Source organism: Pseudomonas multiresinivorans, from assembly GCF_012971725.1.
In the GTDB taxonomy this organism is placed as follows: domain Bacteria; phylum Pseudomonadota; class Gammaproteobacteria; order Pseudomonadales; family Pseudomonadaceae; genus Pseudomonas; species Pseudomonas multiresinivorans.
The window spans coordinates 260860-282156 of the sequence record NZ_CP048833.1; the positions used below are offsets into that span (position 1 = coordinate 260860).

A 21297-nucleotide genomic window follows, 5' to 3' on the forward strand; every position below is an offset into this window, starting at 1 on the left:
CTTCCCTTTTCGCCGTCCCGGCAAAGTCCGCCCCGGGACAATATTCTGTCGAATCTCGACATCCGCGATGTGTGAAGCTTGTTCGGCGGCGGCTTTCCGACGGAGTGGAAACCCAGAGTATGCCCGCCCGTTATCGCCTTCAAGACACCAGCAGCGGGAAAATTCATACGGGCGTTTAATCGACAGACCGCGATGCCTCTGGCCTGCACCGATCAGGTGCAGGCCATGGCGATTTGAGATGCGACGCTCAGCCGCGGCGGCGGAAGAACTGCACGATGGCGAACAGGGCGAAGCCAATGAAAGCCAGCAGACTCCACTCCGGAATGCTCAGGCCGAGCAGGGTCCAGGAGACTTCGGCGCAGTCGGCCGAACCGTGGAACATGGTCCAGATGATGTCGGCGTAGGGCATGCTCTCCATCATGTATTCCAGCGGTGGCAGGCAGGACGGCAGCTGGTCCGGCGGCAGGGTCTGCAGCCAGACCTGGCGCCCTGCGGTGCCGGCGCCACCCAGGGCGCAGAGCAGGATCAGCAGTGAATACACGCGCGGCGCACGGCCGTGCAGCGCGGCGATCAGCGAGAACAGCCCGCAGCCGGCAAAGAAGATGCGCTGCAGGATGCACAGCGGGCAGGGCTCCAGCCCGACCATGTACTGCAGGTAGAAGCCCGTGCCGAGCATGGCGACGCAAGCGAGGAAAGCGAGGAAGAACAGTGACCGAGGGCTGGCCAGATTCATGGCGGCTCCGCTGAAAAGCGCTGTTGCAGGAAAGGCCGCTACGGTAGAGGAAACACCGCGATCAGTTCAAGGCAAGTGTCTAGACTGGCCGGGGCACTCATCCGGGAATCCATGCCATGCGTCGTCATTTCCTGCTTTGCTCGCTGCTTTCCCTGACAGCGGTTCCAGCCATCGCCGCCACAGACCTCAGCCACATCCGCTTGCCTGAAGGCTTCCATATCAGCTTGCTGACCGACCAGGTTCCCGGCGCGCGCGCCATGGCCTGGGGCGACAAGGGCACGCTGTTCGTGGGCAGCCGCTCCTCCGACAAGATCTACGCGGTGAAGCCCGACGGCCAGGTGAAGGTGCTCGCCGATGGCCTGCAGATGCCCGTGGGCGTGACCTTCCACAAAGGCGACCTGTACGTATCCTCGCTCAGCCGCATCGTCATGCTGCGCGATATCGAGGCGCGCCTCGATGCGCCTCCCAAGGCAGAGGAACTGCCCGCAGAGTTTCCGAAGGAGACTGCGCACGGCTGGAAATTCATCGCCTTCGGCCCGGACGACAAGCTCTATGTGCCGGTCGGCGCCCCTTGCAATATCTGCCGCCCGGATCGCGAACAGTACGCCAACCTGCAACGCATGAACGCCGATGGCAGCGCACGGGAGGTGGTCGCCTACGGCATTCGCAACACCGTCGGTTTCACCTGGCATCCGCAGACGAAGCAGCTGTGGTTCACCGACAATGGACGCGACATGCTGGGCGATGACAAGCCCGACGACGAGTTGAACAAGGTCAGCAAGGTGGGCGAGGACTTCGGCTATCCCGACTGTCACCAGGGCGACATCGCCGACCCGGAGGAAGGCAGGAAACCCTGCTCCGCATTCACCCCCCCAGTGGCCAGACTCGGCCCGCACGTGGCGGCGCTGGGGCTGCGCTTCTACACCGGCGAACAGTTCCCGGCCGAGTACCGCAACAACCTGTTCATCGCCGAACACGGCTCGTGGAACCGCACGCAGAAGATCGGCTACCGAGTGGCGCGGGTCGAGCTCAACGAAGACGGCACGCTGAAGCGCCAGAGCGTCTTCGCCGAAGGATGGCTCGGCAAGGACGGCGAGGTGCACGGGCGGCCGGCGGACGTATTGGTAGCGCCGGACGGCTCGCTGCTGGTCAGCGACGATCAGAACGGCGCGATCTACCGCATCCGCTACGGCAACCCCTGAAAACGAAAACGGCGCCCTCGGGCGCCGTTTTCACTGCCAGTGACGGGATCAGGCCCGCACCGCCACCGCCGAGGAAGCCGGAGGGGCCAGCAAACCCAGGCCTTCCTGGAACAGCTGGTTGCTGCGCTCCACTTCACCGAGCTGCGCCAACAGGCGCGCCAGTTCGGCGCAGGTTTCCGCGCTGCGCTGGCGAGCCAGGCTGGCTTCCAGGTATTCGCGCGCCTTGCCCCACAGCTTGTTCTGCAGGCAAAGGCGACCGAGGGTGAGCAGCAGCTCCGGATCGTCGCCGTGCTGCTTCAGCCAGCCTTCGGCGGTCTTCAGCTGGTGCGCGCCATCACGGCCACGGGCGCGGCCGTAGAGGTGTACCAGACGGCTGTCGTAGCCCTCCTTGAGCGCCTTGCGCAGTACTTCCTCGGCCTCTTCCGGCGCACCCAGGCGCAACAGCTGATCGGCGTAAGCTGCCACCAACGGCGGTTGCGCGCGAAGGTTGGTCGGCACGTTCTGCCAGCGCTGGGTCAGCGGCTGCAGGCTGCTTTCGCCCTGGCCAACGCCCTGCTCGCCCGCCTCGCCCAACGCGGCCATCCAGGTGCGGCGCTCCAGATCGGCCAACTCGGCGTTCTGCAGCACGCGCTCCTTGCGCAGCTCAGGCAGCAACACACACAGCGCCTGCCACTCGTGGAGGCTGACGTACAGCTGCTGGAGCAGCCGCAGCACGGTCGGATGACGTGGGTGATCCTGGTGCAGCTTGTCCAGCACCACTCGGGCGCGGGCGAAATCGCCCCGGTTGATCAGCAGCTGCGCACGTGTCAGGCCCACGGCGAGCTCGGTGCCGGGCTCGCGCTCCTGCGCGCGGTCGAGCAACTCGTCGCATTCTTCGGTCTTGCCCAACTCGTTTGCCGCGCGAGCGGCGCCCAGGTAATGCGGCAGTGGGCGATCGCTAAGCTCCGCGGCACGACGCAAATGACGCAGCGCCTGCGCCCAGTGGCCTTCAGCGAGATCACGTTGACCATGTTCCTCGGCCAGTTGCGAGCGGCGACGACGATTGAAGCGCGACCAGGGATTCACCACCCGACCGGATACGCCCAGCAGGCGCAGCACCAGGCGCACGGCGAGATAGATCACCCACAGCACCACCAGCAGCGCGAGGAAGGTCCACAGGCTGGATTCGTAGCGGAAGCTCTTGTAGGCGATCAGCACGTAGCCCGACTGCTCGGCGATGGCCAGCCCGACCAGGGTGGCCGCCAGGACCACGGCGAGGATCAGGACATAGACGCGGCTCATGGCTGGGTCCCCGCGTCCGGCGCCACCGCCTCCTGCTGCTGCACCGCGCTTTCGCGGCGCGACAGGTAGGCCTGCAGCGAACTCAGGGCAGGGCCAAGGTCCGGCGTCTGCACGGTGACAGCCTGGCCGCTGAGCTCATCCAGGCGCGCGATCAGCGCACGGCTGTCGGCGAGGTCCGCGTTGAAGAAGTCGCCGACGATCTGCCTGGCTTGCTTCAGCGCCTGCTCGTAAACGTCCTGCTTGCCATTCAGCGCGGCCCACTGCGCCTGTTCCAGCGCCAGGCTCAGGGCCAGGCGCACGCGATCCAGTTGCTGACCGGAGAGCAGCGGGCGGATGTCCTGCCCGGCATTGAAATCGATGCGCACGTAGCGCGAGATGCGTTCCCACCACTGGTCCCAGGTGCTGCTGCCATCACCCCAGGCGGTGCTCGGGCCGGTACCGCCCTCGGAAGGCTTGAACGCCGGGTTCAACGGTTGCAGCTGGGCAGCCTGGTCACGCAGCGCGCCCAGTTGCAGGAACAACCCGGTGCGGTCCGGACGCGGCAGAGCGCGCAGCGCTTCGAGGCTCTTGGCCAGTTGTGCACGAGCGGCGAAGGCGCCCGGATCATTGTTCACACGAAGAATATCGTCCGCGCCCTGGACCAGCTCGGTGGCGCTGTCGATGTCCTGCAGCGCGGAGAGGCGCAGCGCGGCCAGGCGCAACAGGTGTTCGGATTCAGCCAGTCGCCACTGCTGGCGGCTCTGCCCCAGCACCTGTTTCACCTGCTTGGCCAACTGCTGCTGGTCGCCCTGCAGCTCCACCACCAGACGGCGACGGGCTTCCAGCTCATCGGCGTTGGGCAGGGTGTCCAGGCGCTTGTTCAGGTCCGCGTTGGCACTCTGCACACCCTGCGCCTGGGCGCGGGCATCTTCCAGTTGCGCCGCGCGCTGCTGCTCGGCGCCCTTGAGCTGCTGGACCTGCCAGATGCCCCAGCCGCCTGCGGCGAGGCCGGCGGCGCCGACCAGGAGGGCCAGCAACGCGATACCCGTGCCACCCTTGCGCGGGGCCGGCGCGGGGGCCGGACTGGACGATGTTGGTGAAGTCTCTTGGGGAGTGACGGCTTCGCTCACAGATCCATCCTTCGCTCGGAAATTGTTCTAGTCGGCGCTTCTCAACGCTTCCATTAGTGCCGCAGGGCTTGCGCCCCGGCAATCGATTACTTGCAGCGCGCCCATCTCCCGCGCCTGCTCAGCCACACGCGGGCTGGGCACGAACAACGGCATCGCACTCACCTGCGGCCAATCCTGGGCGGCGAGCAGCTGCAGATGCTCCAGCCCCTGCCCACTACTGACCGCGATGGCATTCAAACGCTCCCGCTGAATTCGCCGCAGCAATTCGCCTTCGGGGTAGCACGGCATTTCGCGCCGGTAGAGTTCCAGATAGTCCACCGCCACGCCTTGGCCGCGCAGGCGCTCGGCAAGGAATTCTCGGCCACTCTCACCGCGCATGATCAATACCTTCGGATCATGCACCTGCAGGGCCTGCTCGAACGCTGGCAGTGCCAGCAGCGCTTCACTGTCGTCGCCGTCCTGCGGGCAGACCACATCCAGGCCGTAGTCTTCGAGGATAGCCGCCGTAGCGGCGCCGACGGTAAACCAGCGCTGGGTCAGCGGCGGTTGTGGCCAGTAGCGGTCGAGCCGCTCCAGGCCCAGGCGCGCCGCGGGCTTGCTGACCACGATAACCGCGCAGTAGCGGTCCAGGTCAAGGATCAGGCTGCGTTCGACGGGAGTCTCTTCGCGGGGCGTGATCGCCAGCAAGGGCATGCAGTCGCCGTGGATACCGTGCTCGGCGAGGGTGGCGGCGAGCGCCGCGCAATCCTCTTCGGGACGGGTCAGCAGCAGCCGCCAGCGGCTCACGGGTGGCCGGCCTCGCCGTAGACCGCGTTGAGGATTTCCTCGGCGCCTTGGCCCAGCAGGTCTTCCGCGACCTTCACGCCGAGGGTTTCGGCTTCGGTTACAGGGGCGCGAGCTTCGGCGCGCAACAACTGGCTGCCGTCGGGCTGGCCGACCAGGCCGCGCAGCCACAGTTGATCGCCTTCGAGGATCGCGTAACAGGCGATGGGCACCTGGCAGCCACCATTGAGGCGCTTGTTCAGCGCACGCTCGGCAGTAACGCGCAGAGCGGTCTCGCGGTGATGCAGCGGCTGCAGCAGAACGTGGATTTCTGCATCGGCGGTGCGGCACTCGATACCCACCGCGCCCTGGCCGCCGGCTGGCAGGCTGGCTTCGACGCTGATGGAGGAGCGGATGCGGTCTTCGAAGCCGAGACGGATCAGGCCGGCGGCGGCGAGGATGATGGCGTCGTATTCGCCAGCATCAAGCTTGGCCAGGCGGGTGTTGACGTTGCCGCGCAGGAAACGGATCTGCAGGTCCGGACGGCTGGCCAGCAGCTGGGCCTGGCGGCGCAGGCTGGAGGTGCCGACCACGCTGCCGGCGGGCAGGTCGTCGAGGCTGGCGTAGGTATTGGAGACGAAGGCGTCGCGCGGGTCTTCGCGCTCGCAGATGCAGTACAGGCCCAGGCCTTCGGGGAAGTCCATCGGCACGTCCTTCATGGAGTGCACGGCGATGTCCGCTTCGTTTTCCAGCAGGGCGGTTTCCAGCTCCTTGACGAACAGGCCCTTGCCACCGATTTTCGCCAGGGGCGCGTCGAGCAGTTTGTCGCCGCGGCTGGTCATCGGCAGGAGGGTCACGGTCAGGCCGGGGTGGGCCTGCTCCAGGCGGGCCTTGACGTATTCGGCCTGCCAGAGTGCCAGGGCGCTCTGGCGCGTGGCGATACGGATTTCGCGAGACATGGGCATTTCCAGGCAAAGGAAGCGTGCAAGAAAGTGCCCGCATGATAACAGCTCACGCAAACGAAAAGCCCGGGGGCCGCCCCCCGGGCTTCAGGCGCTGCGGCACTGTGTCGCTACAGGTTGTGCATGAGCCGCCGGACACCGGCGACATGGCGGCGGCTGACGGTCAGCGCATCGCCGTTGAGTCCTTTCAGGTACAGCTGGAAGTGTCCCAGCGGGGTGCGCTGCAGGCGCTCAATACGTTCGCGGGAGACCAGCGCGTTGCGGTGGATACGCACGAAGCGATCACCGAACTCGTCTTCCAAGGCTTTCAGCGGCTCGTCCAGCAGCACTTCGCCGCCGGCGTGGCGCAGGGTCACGTACTTGTGGTCGGCAATGAAGAAGATCACGTCTTCCAGCGGAATCAGCTCGATGCCCTTGCGGGTCCGCGCGCTAATGTGACTGCGCGGGCCGGGGCCGCCGGCCGCCGGGGGCTTGGTCAGCGCCGCCAGTTGCACGCGGTTGGGCCGCGAGGCCTTCTTCAGGGCCTCGGCCAGGTCCTCGCTGCGGACCGGTTTGACCAGGTAGCCGACCGCACTGACCTGGAACGCCTCCAGGGCGAATTCATCATGGGCGGTACAGAAGATCACCGCCGGCGGGGCTTCGCGCTCGCACAGCTTGGCGGCCACCTGAAGCCCGTCCAGGCCGGGCATGCGGATATCCAGCAGGACGATATCCGGCTTCAGGCTGTCGATCAGCGTCAGCGCTTCTTCACCGTTGCTGGCGGAGGGCTCGAGGACGCGATAGCCGTCCAGTTGCCCCACCAGCCGGGCCAGGCGCTCTCGCGCCAGGGGTTCGTCATCGACGATCAGGACATTCATAAGCTCAGGCTTCCTGCATGAGACGCGCACATGGATAGCGTAGACAGGTGAAGTGCCGTCCGTCACGGCGCTCGACGCTGAGACTAGCTTTTGGCCCGAAAAGTGCCGCAAGTCGCGCTGCAATATTTTGCAGGGCCTGCTTGGTCCCCTTCGTGGGCAGCGTCTCGGTCGATTCGTCGTACGGGTTGCTCACGCAGAGCTGGAACACACCGTCACGGTATTCCGCCTCAACTTTCACCAGCCCGCCTTCGATGCGCGGCTGGATGCCATAAATCAATGAGTTCTCGAGCAACGGCTGCAGCGTCAGCTGGGGAATCGGCACGCCATCGGGCACGCCGCTCACCTGCCAGTCCATCTGCAACCGGTCGCCAAGACGGAACTGCTCAATGGAAAGATAGCGTCTGGCCAGCTCAAGTTCCTCTCCCCAGGAAATTAATGTTCCAGGTTTGGCCAGGCTGGCGCGAAAAAGATCCGAAAGATTCAGCACCGCCAGCTCGGCCTTGCCCGGATCGATCTCGATCAGGCTGGCGATACTGTTGAGGCTGTTGAACAGGAAGTGCGGACGGATGCGCGCCTGCAGCGACTCGATCCGCGCCCGCAGCTCGGCCTGTTCCTGCCGCCGCCATTGGCTCTGGAGATAAAAGTAGCGTAGCAACAGCGTGGACATGATGAGCGCAATCAATGCGTGTCGCAGGTAGAGATTGACTTCGCCGGTGCGCGACATGGGGCCGCCGAGGGAGAAATAATCCGCCACCCAGGTGCAGCCCAGAGTCAGCAGCACCACCAGCGCGCAGCTGAGCAGCCCGGAGACCCACGTCGGCCAGCGCGCCATGAACGGTCGCAGCTGGCACAGCAGGCCGGCCGAGAGCAGCACGATCCACTGCACGAACAGCGAGGACAGCGCCAGGCGCACCCAGTTGAAACTGGGTGTCATCGGCTCGGCGAGCACCAGCACGAGCACCAGCAGCTCGGCGAGCAGCACCAGGCTGAACAGCGCCTCGGGCTGGCAGAGTTCGGGAATGAAGAAGTCTTCGTTGGGCGCCGGCTTGTCGCCGGTCTTCGTCAGTATGGGCATCGACGCAGTTTCCGTAAGCGCCTGCACGGCGGCAAGCACCGCGTGCGACCAAAAGCCTGGAATTGTCGGCCAGCGCAAGGATCGGCCACCGGCCCCGCGGCGATTCGCCGCCGCTGCCCGGCCGCAACCCGCCAAAGCGCCGCCGGTTTTGTCCCTCAGCCTGCTATTATCGTCGCACTTTGCCCTTCATGCAGGCCGCGCGCCGCGCCTGCCCGTTTCAGCGAGAGAGATCCATGAGCGTAGAGAAGACCAACCAGTCCTGGGGCGGCCGCTTCAGCGAGCCCGTCGATGCCTTTGTCGCCCGCTTCACCGCTTCCGTCGACTTCGACAAGCGCCTCTACCGCCACGACATCATGGGCTCCATGGCCCACGCCACGATGCTGGCCAAGGTCGGCGTGCTGACCGACGCCGAGCGCGACACCATCATCGACGGTCTGAAGCAGATCCAGGGCGAGATCGAGGCCGGCACCTTCGACTGGCGCGTCGACCTGGAAGACGTGCACATGAACATCGAAGCGCGCCTGACCGACCGCATCGGCATTACTGGCAAAAAGCTGCACACCGGCCGTTCGCGCAACGACCAGGTCGCTACCGACATCCGCCTGTGGCTGCGTGACGAGATCGACCTGATTCTCGCCGAGATCACCCGCCTGCAACAGGGCCTGCTGGGCCTGGCGGATGCCGAAGCCGACACCATCATGCCCGGCTTCACCCACCTGCAGACCGCCCAGCCGGTGACCTTCGGCCACCATCTGCTGGCCTGGTTCGAAATGCTCAGCCGCGACTACGAGCGCCTGGTGGACTGCCGCAAGCGCGCCAACCGCATGCCCCTGGGCAGCGCCGCGCTTGCCGGCACCACCTACCCGATCGACCGAACCATCACCTGCGAACTGCTGGGATTCGAAGCGATCTCCGGCAACTCGCTGGACGGCGTCTCCGACCGTGACTTCGCCATCGAGTTCTGCGCCGCGGCCGCCGTGGCGATGATGCACCTGTCGCGCTTCTCCGAAGAGCTGGTGCTCTGGACCAGCGCCCAGTTCCAGTTCATCGACCTACCCGACCGCTTCTGCACCGGCTCCTCGATCATGCCGCAGAAGAAGAACCCGGACGTTCCGGAGCTGGTGCGCGGCAAATCCGGCCGCGTGTTCGGCCATCTCGCCGGCCTGCTGACCCTGATGAAGGGCCAGCCGCTGGCGTACAACAAGGACAACCAGGAAGACAAGGAACCGCTGTTCGACGCCGCAGATACCCTGCGCGACAGCCTGCGCGCCTTTGCCGACATGGTTCCGGCGATCAAGCCCAAGCGCGAGATCATGCGCGAAGCGGCCCGCCGTGGCTTCTCCACCGCCACCGACCTCGCCGACTACCTGGTCCGCCGCGGCCTGCCGTTCCGCGATTGCCACGAGATCGTTGGCCACGCCGTGAAGTACGGCGTGGACAGCAGCAAGGACCTGGCCGAGATGAGCCTGGACGAGCTGCGCCAGTTCAGTGACCAGATCGACGACGACGTGTTCGCCGTGCTGACCCTGGAAGGCTCGGTGAATGCCCGCGACCACATCGGCGGCACCGCACCGAACCAGGTTCGTGCCGCTGTCGTCCGCGGCAAGGAATTGCTGGCTTCGCGCTGATTGCGCTACTCGCGAGAAGCAAAGGCCGCGTCAATCGACGCGGCCTTTTTCATTTCAGCTTCTGCCTAGAAAGCCCAGCTGCGCTGGCGTCAGCCGCAACATCCGCGCAGCCTTGTGTTCGGTCAGGGTCGGCAATTCGCTCTCCGGCAGGCGCGCTGCGCTGGAAGCCAGGTTGACGATCAGCGCCTCGCGGCTGAACACACCGTTGTCGATGGCGTAGGCAGCGGCGATCAGGTTGCGCAGTTCCAATGGCAGGCGCCAGCGGGTGCGCAGGGCGGAGCCGAAGCTCGCGCCGTGCTCCTTCAGGGACTTCTCCACCTCCACCGCGCTCAGCGCGCCGCCGGCGCTGTGCCAGTCCTGCAGGCTGCGCAGCAGCGCGAGGTCCCCCAGGCAGTGCAACAGCCCGGCGGTGAAGCAGCGGTCGGCATCGGCACCCAGGGACTCAGCCAGGGCGAAAGCGCCATCGGCGGTGTGCCGCGACAGTTCCCAGAAGAGCTCGGCGCGCTCTTTCAGCAGCGGGTCGGCCAGCGTTGCGGCGCGCTGCAGCGCCACTGCCAGCATCAGGTTCAACGCCTGCGCTACACCCAGGCGCGACAGCGCCTGCATCAGCGTCTGGCAGGGCATGCCGACGTGTCGCGCGGCGCTGTTGGCGGCGGAGATCAGGCACGCGGTGATCTGCGGATCATGGCCGAACTCCTGTTCGAGCATTTCCAGGTTGATGTCACTGGCTTCCATGCAGCGATTCACCGCTGCACCGACCTCACCCATCAGCGGGGCGCCCTCGGTGGCGTCGCGTTCGGTTTGCAGGAAGCGCTCCAGCGACAGGCTCTGCTCCAGCGTGGGCAACTCGCAGACGACGTTCTCGCCCGGCGCCAGCAGCAGCGAGCGCAGCCGCTCGCGCAGGTTCTCGGCGTTGAACGGTTTGACCAGGTAGGCCGTAGGCGCCAGCGGCAAGGCAGCGCGCACACTGGCGGCATCGGCCTTGGAGCTGATCAGGATGAAAGGTTGGGCGACCGGTCCGCGGCGGCGCATGCGCACATGACGCAGCAGCTCCAGCCCGTCGCTGCCGGGCAGCTCGCGCTCGGCCAGGATCAGGGCGAAGGGATGACGGCGACAGGCCTCGATGGCCGTGTCGCCGTCTTCGCAGAATTCGACGTTCGCGTCGCAGCGCACGCTCAGCACCAGTTGGCCGAGCAGCTCGCGGCTCCAGGGATCGCTGGCAGCCACCAGCACGCCGGGAGAAACGCTCATGGATCACACCTCGTTCGGGACGAATGCCGTCGCGGGCGGAAACAACCGATCCAGAGCCTTCCCTGCCGAGTGCCCGGTCCTTCGGATGCCGCCGGCCAACGGCCTACGGATACTGCGCAGCGTAGTCCAAAGCCCACAGGCTTCCCATGCGCACCATCAACTTCGGATGGCCAATTCTCACAAAAAAAGACGCAGAAAAAGAAAGGCCCGCTTGCGCGGGCCTTTCTCCTGAACGGCTAGAGCGATGAGGCTCAGGCCAGTTCGTCGAAGCACTCGGCCAGGATGGCCAGGCCTTTTTCCAGTTGTGCGTCAGGGATGGTGACGGGCATCAGGAAGCGGATCACGTTGTAGTAGGTACCGCAGGAGAGCAGGATCAGACCCTTCTCACGGGCACGAACCACGATCTTGCTGACCAGTTCAGCGGCCGGCTTGTTGTGATCGCCGCCTTCGAACAGCTCGATGGCGATCATCGAACCCAGGCCACGAACGTCGCCGATTACCTTGTGCTTGGCCTGGATGTCGCGCAGACCAGCTTTCAGGCTTTCGCCAACGGCTTGCGAACGCTCCAGCAGTTTCTCTTCGTCGAACACTTTCAGCACGGCCAGAGCAGCGGCGCAAGCGATCGGGCTACCGGCGTAGGTGCCGCCCAGGCCGCCCGGAGCGATGGCGTCCATGATTTCGGCTTTACCGGAAACACCGGAGATCGGGAAACCACCGCCAACGGACTTGGCGAAGGTGGTCAGGTCCGGAACGATGCCCAGTTGCTCGGTGGCGAAGAAGGTGCCGGTACGACCAGCGCCGGTCTGCACTTCGTCAGCGATCAGCAGGATGCCGTGCTCGTCGCACAGGGCGCGCAGGCGCTGCATGAAGGCCTTGGAGTTGACGTAGAAGCCACCTTCGCCCTGAACCGGCTCGATGATGATGGCAGCGATGTCGCGCGGCTGAGCGTCGTTCTTGAAGATGCGCTCGATGCTGGCGATGGACTCGTCTTCGCTCACGCCGTGCAGTTCGCACGGAGCCAGGGCACGGAAGATGCCGCCCGGCATCAGGCCCATGCCAGCGGAGTACGGAACGACCTTGCCGGTCAGGCCCAGGGTCATCATGGTACGGCCGTGGTAGGCGCCGGTGAAGGCGATCACGCCAGCGCGGCCGGTGGCGGCACGGGCGATCTTGACGGCGTTCTCAACAGCTTCGGAGCCGGAGGTGACCAGCAGGGTCTTCTTCGGGAAGTTGCCCGGAACGCGCTTGGCGATTTCTTCGGCCAGCTCGATGTAGGGCTCGTACGCCAGCACCTGGAAGCAGGTGTGGGTCAGCTTGGTCAGTTGTTCCTGAACGGCGGCAACCACTTTCGGGTGCAGGTGGCCGGTGTTCAGTACGGCAATGCCGCCGGCGAAGTCGATGTACTCACGACCTTCGACGTCCCACACGGTGGAGTTCTCGGCGCGCTCGGCGACGACCGGGTGGATCTGGCCTACACCGCGCGGTACGGCGGCCTGACGACGTTGCAGCAGGGATTCGTTGGTTTTGCTCATAGCTTCCTCAGTGGCCGCTCATCGGGCGACCGGATCAAAGGATGAAAGCGGGGAGAAGCCTCACGCGACAGCATACGATGATCGACTGTCGTGGAACTTGCGGCCCGCCAGACGGGTTGTCCGGTGCTACCACCGGAAAACGCCGACGCGAAGGTGGCTGTCAGCTCTTGCCTGCCACCTCGCGCCCACGGAAAAAACGGATCAGATACCGCCGAGGCAGAGGTACTTGATCTCGAGGTAGTCCTCGATACCGTACTTCGAACCTTCGCGGCCAAGGCCCGAGGCCTTGATGCCGCCGAACGGCGCCACTTCGTTGGAGATCAGGCCGGTGTTGATACCCACCATGCCGTATTCCAGCTGCTCGGCGACGCGGAACACGCGGGCCAGGTCGCGGGCGTAGAAGTACGAAGCCAGGCCGAACTCGGTGTCGTTGGACATGGCGATGACTTCGGCCTCGTCCTTGAAGCGGAACACCGGCGCCAGCGGGCCGAAGGTTTCGTCCTTGGACACCAGGGCGCTCTTGGGCACGTCGACCAGGATGGTCGGCTCGAAGAAGGTGCCGCCCAGGCTGTGCGGCTTGCCGCCAGTGAGGACTTTGGCGCCCTTGGAAACGGCGTCGGCGATGTGCTCTTCGACCTTGGCAACAGCCTTGGAATCGATCAGCGGGCCGGTGGTGACGCCCTGCTCCAGGCCGTTGCCGATGTTCAGCTTGGCCACGGCGGCCTTCAGCTTCTCGACGAAGGCGTCGTACACGCCGTCCTGAACGTACAGGCGGTTGGCGCAGACGCAGGTCTGGCCGTTGTTGCGGTACTTGGAGATCAGCGCGCCTTCGACGGCGGCATCCAGGTCGGCATCGTCGAACACGATGAACGGAGCGTTGCCGCCCAGCTCCAGGGACACTTTCTTGATGTCCTTGGCGCACTCGGCCATCAGCTGGCGACCGATCTCGGTGGAGCCGGTGAAGGTCAGCTTGCGCACGATCGGGTTGCTGGTCAGCTCGCCGCCGACTTCGCCTGCGCTGCCGGTAACCACGCTGAACACGCCTTTCGGAATGCCGGCGCGCTCGGCCAGCTCGGCCAGGGCCAGGGCGGAGTACGGAGTCTGCGAAGCAGGCTTGAGCACCATGGTGCAGCCAGCGGCCAGGGCCGGGCCGGCTTTACGGGTGATCATCGCGGACGGGAAGTTCCACGGGGTGATGGCCGCGGTTACACCGATCGGCTGCTTGATCACGATGATGCGCTTGTCGGGCTGGTGGCCCGGAATGGTGTCGCCGTAGATGCGCTTGGCTTCTTCGCCGAACCACTCGAGGAAGGAGGCGGCGTAGGCGATCTCGCCCTTGGCCTCGGCCAGCGGCTTGCCCTGCTCGATGGTCATCAGGCGAGCCAGGTCGTCCTGGTTGGCGATCATCAGGTCAAACCACTTGCGCAGCTTGTTGGCGCGCTCCTTGGCGGTCAGCGCACGCCAGGCCGGCAGGGCCTTGTCGGCGGCTTCGATGGCGCGACGGGTTTCGTCGGCGCCCATCTTCGGCACGGTGCCGATGATCTCGTTGGTGGCCGGGTTGTTCACGTTGATGGTCTTGCCGTTATCGGCATCGACCCAGGAACCGTCAATGTAAGCCTGTTGGCGGAACAGCTTGGCATCATTGAGTTGCATGACCTGTCTCCTTTCGAGGAAAGCCTGTGGACGGCGGGTCTACCTCGAGTCCCCGCCTGCCTTGTTGTCTGGATGGGAGAGACCGCAGTCTCTGCCGTTCATTCGCCCCGGCCGACCATTATCGACCCTGGATGCGAATGTCGCCCTGCTATGGAGGCGACGCCAGGCGAACGGCTCTTAGTTCGCTCGGCATGCGGACACGGAAAAACGCAGGCCGGGGTCATTGCCCGGTCTGGTTGAACTCGTTCACGCGCAGATTCCCGGGCTCGGCCCAGGAGTACGACTGCCCTACAACCTTCCGGTACGCTGATCGACGGAAGCCGCACGGAGACCTGTCACAAGGGACATGCGGTGGGTGCAACGGAAGACTGTCATCCCGCAGGCTGATTGCCGGCTGGTGTGATGCCAATTCTCCGGTCTCCTGTTGTTGTGATGGGGAGGCGTTTGAAATCTCAAACGAATCCTAGGGCCCTCGACTGCAAAGGGCAATAGCTCGTTCGACAAAACCAACGAAGGTATCAGGTTGCAGGGCGTTTTCGGAGGATTTCTACCGACAGGCGGCTGTTTTCGTTCGATATCATGAACGAGCGTACCCGCATTGGACGCCCGCGAAGGAGATGCGTATGATTGCCGCCTGCCGCGCCAGCCGCGGCATACGCACCAGTAGCTCAGCTGGATAGAGTACTGCCCTCCGAAGGCAGGGGTCGTGGGTTCGAATCCCGCCTGGTGCGCCATCTGCCTTGTTTCGGGTTGCCTTAGGCCATCTGCGAAACCGCCTGAAAGGCCCGCTCTCAGCGGGCTTTTTCGTTTCTGCCTGTAAAGCCTTGCGCCGCTCGCCGGCGCCCCACTGTGCGAGCCGGCAGGCTCGGAGGCGAGGGTTATCCTCGACGCCCGACGATTCAACTTCGCCGCCCAAGGCTGTATAAGCCTTGCGCCATCGCGCGAGAAAAGGACTCACCGCCCATGCTTCGGCTCTCGATGCCAGCCCTGCTCCTGGCTCTTGCCGGGTGCGCCACCAAACCCCCGGCGCACCCCGAAAACCTCTGCGAGATCTTTCGCGAAAAGCCGAAATGGCACGAAGCGGCGCTGAAGGTGCAGAAGCGCTGGGGCGGGACGATCCAGGTGCCGATGGCGATGATGTACCAGGAGTCTTCCTTCAAGCACGACGCCCTGCCACCGCGCTATTACTTCCTCGGCTTCATTCCCTGGGGCCGGGTCAGTTCCGCCTACGGCTACGCCCAGGCCAAGGATGAGACCTGGGCGGACTACAAGAAGGAAGCGGGAGGATGGGGCGCCGACCGCGACGACTTCGCCGACGCGCTGGATTTCATGGGCTGGTACATGAACAAGACCTACAGCGTGAACCGCGTTTCCAAGTGGGACGCCTATGCCCAGTACCTGAACTACCACGAGGGCTGGGGCGGCTATCGCAACCGCAGCTACGATGCCAAGCCGTGGCTGAAGGCGACTTCACAGAAGGTCCAGGCTCGCGCCTCGCTGTACGGAGCCCAGTACAAGAGCTGTGAGCAGGAACTGTCGAAAGGCGGCTGGCTCTAGCACCCCCGAATGTTCACGCTACAGCACAGGGGCGCTCAGCGCCCCATGATCCGCTGATATTCGTCGCGGTATTCCTCGTACGGCAGGTTGCGCCGCTGCAACTCCATCAGGCGCTGCTCCTTGGTGAGCGGCCGCGAGACATGGGCGACGGTTTCCGCCGCGGTGGGCGAAACCGGTTGCGGGACCGCCTCGGGCGGTTGCGCCGGCGTAGTGGCAGGCCGCGGCGCCGGCAGGCTGCGCGACGGGCGGGCGACCAGCAGGGCTCCGGTGATCTCCTCGACTATCTGCTCGGACACCGCACCGACTTCAGACGAACTCATGGAATTGAACAGGTCGCCATCGGCCTCGCTCTCGTAGCGCCGCGAGGCGAGCAACTGGCCGGTGAGGCCATCGTGGTAACGCACGGTGGAAGTGATCCATTCCTCGCCATCGCCGCTCGTACGGCTGTTCGCACTGTGACCGGCGCCCACCTCGATCACCACCAGGGTCGACAGGGTGTCGGTGGCGCGCGGTTCGCCGTCCTGTTCGGTGAGCTGATAGTCCGCCGAACCCGCCTCGTCACGCAGCGCCTCGCGCCAGCTGGTTTTCAGCGCGCCCCAGCGCGGGTTGGTCGCCACCGTGGGGTCGGGCTGGAAATTCACCACCATCACATGGCGGGTATCACGGTAGAGGGAGATGGGCGCGGTGCGGTCATCCCGGCGGACGTCAGAAGAACATCCGCAAAGCAGGGAGACGGCCAGGGCGAGCGTGACGTAGCGCATGGTGCTTTCTCTTTATTGTCTGGCCAGCATTCTGCCAGCCAATCATGACGCCCGGGTATCGTCCGAAGGTCAGTCCTCTACCAGTCCTCGTCGTCGTCCAGGCCCGGCTGGTATTCATCCGCTGCCTCGTCCTCCTCCTCGCGATCGCCGGGCTGATCTTCGAAGAAGGCCGCATCCTCCTCCAACAGGCCGTCGAGGTCGTCGTCGAGGTCCAGCAGGTGGTCGTGTTCGGGCTCGTGGAGGTCGAGGTCTTCGTCAGTCATGGCCGGTCTTTCGTGAGGCAGAAACGCACAAGGGAATCACAGTATAAATCGTGCCGGGACGGGATGACGCTCTCGATACGGTGGACGGCGCTTTCCGACCTTGCCGGATCGCGATCTGTTTACGATTCTCTATGAACCACGGGCATCGCGCCGTGAACGACGAACAGGGGGTAGGAATGAAGACTGTGGCTCAGCTGTTGAATGCCAAGGCGGACCAGCAGGTTTACACCATCGCCCCGGACGCGATGGTGGTCGACGCATTGCGCCTGATGGCGGAGAAGAACCTCGGCGGCCTGCCGGTGGTGGAGGCCAACCAGCTGGTCGGCTTCTTCAGTGAGCGCGATTACGCCCGGCGCCTGGCGCTCAAGGGGCGCAACTCGGAAGACACGCCGATCAGCGCGGTGATGACCGCGCCGGTGATCACCGTGGACACCCACCTGAACGTCGACAAGTGCATGGGCATCATGACCGAGCGCCACCTGCGCCACCTGCCGGTGGTGGAGAACGGCGAGCTGCTCGGGCTGCTGTCCATCGGCGACCTGGTGAAGGCTGCCATCGCCGAACAGGCCGAGCTGATCCAGCAGCTGGAGCAGTACATTCGCGGCGAGTGATCGCCCCGGCGGCCGCTCAGCGCGCGGCCGCCGTTTCCACCTCGCCACTGTGCATGTCGACGATGCTCAGGCAACCGTCGGCATAGCCGCTGCCCGTGTCAATGTAGTGGGTGTTGCCCAGGGGACGGACCGCCTTCTGCGCGGTATGCCCCACATAGAGACGCTCCAGGCCTTCGATCGCCGCGGCATCTTCCTTCTCGATCCGTGTACGAGCCCACATCGCCAGGCCGACGGCGTTGCGCCGGGCGGTCTCTCCCAGCTCGCCAGCCAGCGCGGCGACGCCGCTGTCCCAATCCGGAAATGCCGGGGAGACCGGCGCCTCGGCATGCACGATGCCAACGCGGCGGTCTTCGTCCAACTCGACTTCGATCACCAGCGGCAACTGCTGCAACCGCCGCGCGATGCGCTCGCGAGTCACCGGCGTGAGCTTGTAGAGCCAGGCGCCACCGTTGCGAAAGTGCAGGTCGCGGTCATCGCCGGCGAGCACCACGTCGATCACCAGTTGCTCATGGTTGCCGCGCACCGAGGCAAACCAGGGCTTGGCGAGCCAGTCCAGCACCTGCGGCGAATAGGGACCGCGGTCCACAAGGTCGCCGGCGCCGAACAGGCGGTCGGCGGACGGCTCGAACCCGACCTGATCAAGCAGACGCTGCAACAGTTCGAAATGGCCGTGCACATCCCCGACCACGAAGTCGCGGCCGCGCAGGTTGCGCGCAAAACGTTGCAGGGGTTGCTCCGGCAAGAGCGTGTTCATTGCCAACTCCAGGTCATGCGAGGGACCAGCTTAGCAGCCGCAGCCGGCCATCCCGAGCCTGTGCGACGAAAGTCCCGCGCGGGCACGAGGTCCCGGCGGGAGCGCTTTTACCACTGCGCTGCGCCGGAGCTCTTGGCGTATTTCTCGAACTTGGCGCAGGTGTTGTAGGTGTTCATGTCATCCACCAGGTTCGACAGGCAGCGGCCGTAGGCGACCATTTCGTACACCTGCAGCTTGTGCCGCTTGGCCAGGTAGTACTCGACGGGTAACAGTTGGGTCATGTAGCCGATTTCCTCGTGGGACGCGTTGATCGCCTCCAGCACCTGGCGGCTGTCGCCACTACGGTCTACCTGCTTGAACAGGTAGTTGAAGGTCCAGGCGGTGCGCCCGTTGCTCTGCAGGCTGCGGGTGAGGTTGTCAGCGGCGCGCTGCTGGTCGCCGGCGATGTTGTACGCCATTGCCAGCTTGTTGGTGACGGCCACGTTGCCGGCCAGCGTCGGCGGCAATGGTTGCGCCTGGACCCGGGCCAGCGCCGCGATGAGCTGTTTGCGGTCGCTGGAGACCAGGCTGTTGAGGCCGAACAGGTAATTCACCGAAGCGAAGCTCGGCGGCGCTCCCGCCGGGCGTCGCCGACGCTGGTCGTCGGGCAGGCTGGCGGCGTAGTCCATCACCGGTTTCAGGCGTGCCGGGGCGGTCTGATAAACGCTGGCGCCGGAGCCGCTCAACTGCTTGCCGCATTTCTTGAAGTTGAAGGTGTAGACGCCGTTCTTGCTGGTCACGCATTGCGGCGGCGGTTCGCTGCTGCGCGCCTGCAGGGCGCCGGCACTGTAGGCATTGAGCCGGCGCACGGCCATCTTCAGGCCGTCCAGCGAATAGCCGGCCTTGACCAGCAGTTGCGCCGAGAAGGCATCGGCGGCTACTTCCTGCTGTTCGTTGAAGCGGTGGTAGATCAGGCCCTTGGCAACATCGTCCACCGTCTCGCCGAACATCATGGTGTAGCCGCCGGCCCCGGCGGCCCAGCCACCGGCCTTGACGACCTGCAGCGCGGTTTCCTGCAGCGTGCCCTTGGTCGTGTCGCCCTGGTAGACATGGCCCAGCTCGTGGGCGATCACGGCGGCGATCTCGTCTTCGGAGCCGGCCTGGGCGACCAGCCCGGCGGAGACCACGATGGTACGTGTGGACAACGAATAGGCTTCGTAACCGCCGAACGAGTCCACCAGTACGGTGCAATCGCATGGCTGGCCGTGGGCCTTTTCGAGACGGGCGCGGACGGTCTGTACGTAGTTGAGCAGGCCGGCGTCCTGCACCGGTGTGCGGTCCATCTGGCGCAAACCGCGCACGTCGCTCATGTCGACCTTGCGATCCACGCCTTGCATAGGTTGCAGCGTGCTGTAGCGGCCATCGCTGGCGCAGCCGCCGAGGATCAGCAGGCTGGCAGCCAGCCATGGCCAGCGCCAGCGGCTCATTTGCAGCCCTCGCCGGCACCTTTCACGCTCGCCGAACGGGCGTCGCCCGGCAAGGTCGCGGGGATGGTGCTGCAGGCGTCCACTACCAGTTTCTCGTCGGCCAGTACCACGTCCGCACGGGAAATGGCCCAGGTCTCGCCGCCCTGCTGGAACTCCAGCGCGCCATTGCCGGCGGCCCTGGCGGCCAGCGGGAATTGCAGGGATCCCAGCTCGCCGATGTTGCGGTACTGGCCGCTGCTGCGCGCCTGGACCTCGGTGTAGGCCGGATCCACCAACGCGGTGATGTGCAGGCCGTCAGCCAGCGCCGACCCCAGGTTCAATCCCGCCAGCAGCAGGCCGATCGTCACAATCCCTTGCTTCATTGCTCACCTTCTCGCTTTCTGAGTACTTCTTCTCGCCCGCCAGCACGACCTCGCGCAGGAAGGGCATCAACCCGATCAGCGACAACCAGCCCTCTGGCGTAGCGTGGCCGAACCACTGGAACAGTCCGTAGAGCAGCAGCACGATGCTGCTGAAGACCAGGCCGAACAACAGTGTCGTCAGCAGCCTGCGGTGCAGCGCGGCGTGCTCATCAACCTCGGGAAACAGCCAGCCCAGCGGCCGGCGCGCGTGGCGGCGAATGCCGCCGAGCATGCACAGCGCGATGGTCAGTGCGACGGCGGCAACGCTCCACCACTTGAGGTTGCGTTCGCGCAGGTAGTCTTCGTCCTTGCGCAGCAGGTTCTCCAGCGCGTTGGCATGCAGATAGACGCCGGCTACCTGTCCATACAGCGGCGACGGCACGTAGTCGCGCAGGCTCGGCATGACCACGCCGACCAGCACGGCGTACGGCTCGCCCGGTGCCAGTCCCGGCGGTCGCAGGCTGGCCGGGTGTTCGCCATAAAGCTCGGAAAGACGGACCTGATGGATTGGCATGCAGGCGGCTTCGAACGCCGTGTCCTCGGTGGCGAAGCCGACCACACGGCCGACGCCCGACCACAGATCACGCCCCAGGTTGCGCCAGAAACCATCGCAGGCGCTGTCGGTGCGGACCCGCCATTGCACCGCGAGATTGTCCAGGCCCTCCTCATCGGCCCAGCGGCAGTCCTTTCCAGCGGCCGTGCACAGGGTTCGATAAAGCGCGGTGGCGGCACTGGCCTGCGGGGCCGCGGCGGTCCCCAGCGAGGCGTGCAGCGGATAGAAGTCCCCCATGCCATCCCAGGCGGAGACGGCCAGCGCGGGGTGTTGCAGAGCAGCAAAGGCAGCCGTGGACATCGGCACGAAACTCCCGCCGCCGGCGAGGAACACCCGTGGCATGCCCGGGTCGTTGCGCAGACGCTGCAACTGCCGGCCGAGCGGCTCCAGGTCGCCGCTGATGACCCGCGGACGCTCGAAGAAGATGTCGTAGAAGATCGCCGCCGGCGCCGGCTCACCACGAGGAGCGCTGAGGTCGCGAAGGATGCGGCGGTGGTCGGCGTAGGTCAGTGGCCAGTCGTTGGCGGTCATCCAGCCGCGTCCGCCGTTGTGCAACCCGTCGATGCTCGGGTAGTCGATGGCCACCACGGTGACCGCTGCAACCGGCTCCGGAAACAGATAGGACACCAGGCGGCTGATCTGGGTGGCCAGCGCCTTGTCGGTGGCGGCGGAGAAACCGAACGGATCGCTTTGCAGCGCCCAGTAGCCGAGCAGCACGTACATCGCCCAGCGCATCAGCCAGGCCATGAAGAGACGCGGCGAAAGCCATTCCTTGGGGAAAATCGACGGCATATCCATCCTTGGCAAACCGGCCGAGCACAGCAGTGATATCGCTTGGCCATCACCCAAGAATAACGAACCAGTTCACAAATCACCAGCTTGCGGG

Annotated in this window: 20 protein-coding genes and 1 tRNA gene; 5 read left to right on the plus strand and 16 right to left on the minus strand. The window is 65.3% G+C overall.

Annotated features, from left to right (window positions below; translation table 11 throughout):
- Positions 1–247 precede the first annotated feature (247 nt).
- Positions 248–733, minus strand: coding sequence for a disulfide bond formation protein B (locus tag G4G71_RS01205; protein WP_169935081.1), 486 nt, complete (start codon positions 731–733; stop codon positions 248–250).
- A 116-nt stretch (positions 734–849) separates the two neighbouring features.
- On the opposite strand from G4G71_RS01205, the gene G4G71_RS01210 reads away from it, so the two are divergent.
- A complete protein-coding gene (locus G4G71_RS01210) occupies positions 850–1935 on the plus strand; it encodes a PQQ-dependent sugar dehydrogenase (protein ID WP_169935082.1) in 1086 nt (361 codons plus the stop codon).
- Between the two features lie 48 nt (positions 1936–1983).
- On the opposite strand, the gene G4G71_RS01215 is transcribed toward G4G71_RS01210, so the two are convergent.
- The 6 genes from G4G71_RS01215 to G4G71_RS01240 all read right to left on the minus strand — a co-directional run bounded on the left by G4G71_RS01215 (position 1984) and on the right by G4G71_RS01240 (position 7981).
- Positions 1984–3216, minus strand: coding sequence for a heme biosynthesis HemY N-terminal domain-containing protein (locus G4G71_RS01215; protein ID WP_169935083.1), 1233 nt, complete (start codon positions 3214–3216; stop codon positions 1984–1986).
- On the minus strand, positions 3213–4325 hold the full coding sequence (locus tag G4G71_RS01220; protein WP_169935084.1) for a uroporphyrinogen-III C-methyltransferase: 1113 nt from the start codon (positions 4323–4325) through the stop codon (positions 3213–3215). The genes G4G71_RS01215 and G4G71_RS01220 overlap by 4 nt, the downstream gene beginning before the upstream one ends.
- Before the next feature lie 27 nt (positions 4326–4352).
- Positions 4353–5111: a uroporphyrinogen-III synthase gene (locus tag G4G71_RS01225; RefSeq protein WP_169935085.1), complete on the minus strand. Its 759-nt coding sequence runs from the start codon at positions 5109–5111 to the stop codon at positions 4353–4355.
- Entirely contained in the window at positions 5108–6046 is a 939-nt protein-coding gene (hemC, locus tag G4G71_RS01230) for a hydroxymethylbilane synthase (RefSeq protein ID WP_169935086.1), read from the minus strand. The genes G4G71_RS01225 and hemC overlap by 4 nt, the downstream gene beginning before the upstream one ends.
- Before the next feature lie 113 nt (positions 6047–6159).
- Entirely contained in the window at positions 6160–6906 is a 747-nt protein-coding gene (gene algR, locus G4G71_RS01235) for an alginate biosynthesis regulator AlgR (RefSeq protein ID WP_024766394.1), read from the minus strand.
- 4 nt (positions 6907–6910) lie between these two features.
- Positions 6911–7981, minus strand: a complete 1071-nt coding sequence (locus tag G4G71_RS01240; RefSeq protein ID WP_054910199.1) for a sensor histidine kinase — start codon at positions 7979–7981, stop codon at positions 6911–6913.
- Positions 7982–8214: 233 nt separating this feature from the next.
- On the opposite strand from G4G71_RS01240, the gene argH reads away from it, so the two are divergent.
- Complete coding sequence (gene argH, locus G4G71_RS01245; protein ID WP_169935087.1) at positions 8215–9609, plus strand: argininosuccinate lyase; 1395 nt, start codon at positions 8215–8217, stop codon at positions 9607–9609.
- Between the two features lie 54 nt (positions 9610–9663).
- Here argH and G4G71_RS01250 read toward each other — a convergent pair whose 3' ends face one another.
- The 3 genes from G4G71_RS01250 to gabD all read right to left on the minus strand — a co-directional run bounded on the left by G4G71_RS01250 (position 9664) and on the right by gabD (position 14045).
- Positions 9664–10860, minus strand: coding sequence for an HDOD domain-containing protein (locus tag G4G71_RS01250; protein WP_169935088.1), 1197 nt, complete (start codon positions 10858–10860; stop codon positions 9664–9666).
- A gap of 251 nt (positions 10861–11111) precedes the next feature.
- A complete protein-coding gene (gene gabT, locus G4G71_RS01255; RefSeq protein ID WP_045213232.1) occupies positions 11112–12392 on the minus strand; it encodes a 4-aminobutyrate--2-oxoglutarate transaminase in 1281 nt (426 codons plus the stop codon).
- A gap of 201 nt (positions 12393–12593) precedes the next feature.
- Positions 12594–14045, minus strand: a complete 1452-nt coding sequence (gene gabD, locus G4G71_RS01260) for an NADP-dependent succinate-semialdehyde dehydrogenase (protein WP_169935089.1) — start codon at positions 14043–14045, stop codon at positions 12594–12596.
- A 657-nt stretch (positions 14046–14702) separates the two neighbouring features.
- On the opposite strand from gabD, the gene G4G71_RS01265 reads away from it, so the two are divergent.
- Together G4G71_RS01265 and G4G71_RS01270 are read left to right on the plus strand one after the other, a co-directional pair.
- Positions 14703–14779 (plus strand) — tRNA-Arg (locus tag G4G71_RS01265).
- A gap of 229 nt (positions 14780–15008) precedes the next feature.
- The gene (locus G4G71_RS01270) at positions 15009–15602 is read left to right on the plus strand and encodes a transglycosylase SLT domain-containing protein (protein WP_169935090.1); all 594 of its coding nucleotides are present in this window, start codon (positions 15009–15011) and stop codon (positions 15600–15602) included.
- A 35-nt stretch (positions 15603–15637) separates the two neighbouring features.
- Here the strand turns inward: G4G71_RS01270 and G4G71_RS01275 are convergent, their stop codons facing one another.
- Both G4G71_RS01275 and G4G71_RS01280 read right to left on the minus strand, forming a co-directional pair.
- Complete coding sequence (locus G4G71_RS01275) at positions 15638–16363, minus strand: hypothetical protein (protein ID WP_169935091.1); 726 nt, start codon at positions 16361–16363, stop codon at positions 15638–15640.
- 77 nt (positions 16364–16440) lie between these two features.
- Positions 16441–16626, minus strand: a complete 186-nt coding sequence (locus tag G4G71_RS01280) for a hypothetical protein (RefSeq protein WP_169935092.1) — start codon at positions 16624–16626, stop codon at positions 16441–16443.
- Positions 16627–16802: 176 nt separating this feature from the next.
- Between G4G71_RS01280 and G4G71_RS01285 the strand changes: the two genes are divergently transcribed.
- Positions 16803–17237: a CBS domain-containing protein gene (locus G4G71_RS01285; RefSeq protein WP_024766385.1), complete on the plus strand. Its 435-nt coding sequence runs from the start codon at positions 16803–16805 to the stop codon at positions 17235–17237.
- A gap of 16 nt (positions 17238–17253) precedes the next feature.
- Here G4G71_RS01285 and G4G71_RS01290 read toward each other — a convergent pair whose 3' ends face one another.
- From G4G71_RS01290 to G4G71_RS01305, 4 genes are all read right to left on the minus strand, one after another.
- Complete coding sequence (locus G4G71_RS01290) at positions 17254–17991, minus strand: metallophosphoesterase (protein ID WP_169935093.1); 738 nt, start codon at positions 17989–17991, stop codon at positions 17254–17256.
- A gap of 107 nt (positions 17992–18098) precedes the next feature.
- On the minus strand, positions 18099–19457 hold the full coding sequence (locus G4G71_RS01295) for a M48 family metalloprotease (protein ID WP_169935094.1): 1359 nt from the start codon (positions 19455–19457) through the stop codon (positions 18099–18101).
- Positions 19454–19819 carry a hypothetical protein gene (locus G4G71_RS01300; protein WP_169935095.1) on the minus strand — a complete coding sequence of 122 codons (366 nt, stop codon included), beginning with the start codon at positions 19817–19819 and terminating at the stop codon, positions 19454–19456. Before G4G71_RS01300 ends, G4G71_RS01295 begins: the two co-directional genes overlap by 4 nt.
- On the minus strand, positions 19752–21203 hold the full coding sequence (locus G4G71_RS01305; RefSeq protein ID WP_169935096.1) for a CHASE2 domain-containing protein: 1452 nt from the start codon (positions 21201–21203) through the stop codon (positions 19752–19754). Before G4G71_RS01305 ends, G4G71_RS01300 begins: the two co-directional genes overlap by 68 nt.
- Between the last annotated feature and the right edge of the window lie 94 nt (positions 21204–21297).

Coding starts and splice junctions, on each gene's coding strand:
- hemC (WP_169935086.1), bottom strand. CDS start 6,046: ATGTCTCGCGAAATCCGTATCGCCACGCGCCAGAGCGCCCTGGCACTC.
- G4G71_RS01305 (WP_169935096.1), bottom strand. CDS start 21,203: ATGCCGTCGATTTTCCCCAAGGAATGGCTTTCGCCGCGTCTCTTCATG.
- G4G71_RS01250 (WP_169935088.1), bottom strand. CDS start 10,860: ATGAGCGTTTCTCCCGGCGTGCTGGTGGCTGCCAGCGATCCCTGGAGC.
- G4G71_RS01270 (WP_169935090.1), top strand. CDS start 15,009: ATGCTTCGGCTCTCGATGCCAGCCCTGCTCCTGGCTCTTGCCGGGTGC.
- G4G71_RS01285 (WP_024766385.1), top strand. CDS start 16,803: ATGAAGACTGTGGCTCAGCTGTTGAATGCCAAGGCGGACCAGCAGGTT.
- gabD (WP_169935089.1), bottom strand. CDS start 14,045: ATGCAACTCAATGATGCCAAGCTGTTCCGCCAACAGGCTTACATTGAC.
- G4G71_RS01280 (WP_169935092.1), bottom strand. CDS start 16,626: ATGACTGACGAAGACCTCGACCTCCACGAGCCCGAACACGACCACCTG.
- G4G71_RS01240 (WP_054910199.1), bottom strand. CDS start 7,981: ATGCCCATACTGACGAAGACCGGCGACAAGCCGGCGCCCAACGAAGAC.
- G4G71_RS01205 (WP_169935081.1), bottom strand. CDS start 733: ATGAATCTGGCCAGCCCTCGGTCACTGTTCTTCCTCGCTTTCCTCGCT.
- G4G71_RS01300 (WP_169935095.1), bottom strand. CDS start 19,819: ATGAAGCAAGGGATTGTGACGATCGGCCTGCTGCTGGCGGGATTGAAC.
- G4G71_RS01215 (WP_169935083.1), bottom strand. CDS start 3,216: ATGAGCCGCGTCTATGTCCTGATCCTCGCCGTGGTCCTGGCGGCCACC.
- algR (WP_024766394.1), bottom strand. CDS start 6,906: ATGAATGTCCTGATCGTCGATGACGAACCCCTGGCGCGAGAGCGCCTG.
- argH (WP_169935087.1), top strand. CDS start 8,215: ATGAGCGTAGAGAAGACCAACCAGTCCTGGGGCGGCCGCTTCAGCGAG.
- G4G71_RS01210 (WP_169935082.1), top strand. CDS start 850: ATGCGTCGTCATTTCCTGCTTTGCTCGCTGCTTTCCCTGACAGCGGTT.
- G4G71_RS01295 (WP_169935094.1), bottom strand. CDS start 19,457: ATGAGCCGCTGGCGCTGGCCATGGCTGGCTGCCAGCCTGCTGATCCTC.
- gabT (WP_045213232.1), bottom strand. CDS start 12,392: ATGAGCAAAACCAACGAATCCCTGCTGCAACGTCGTCAGGCCGCCGTA.
- G4G71_RS01290 (WP_169935093.1), bottom strand. CDS start 17,991: ATGAACACGCTCTTGCCGGAGCAACCCCTGCAACGTTTTGCGCGCAAC.
- G4G71_RS01275 (WP_169935091.1), bottom strand. CDS start 16,363: ATGCGCTACGTCACGCTCGCCCTGGCCGTCTCCCTGCTTTGCGGATGT.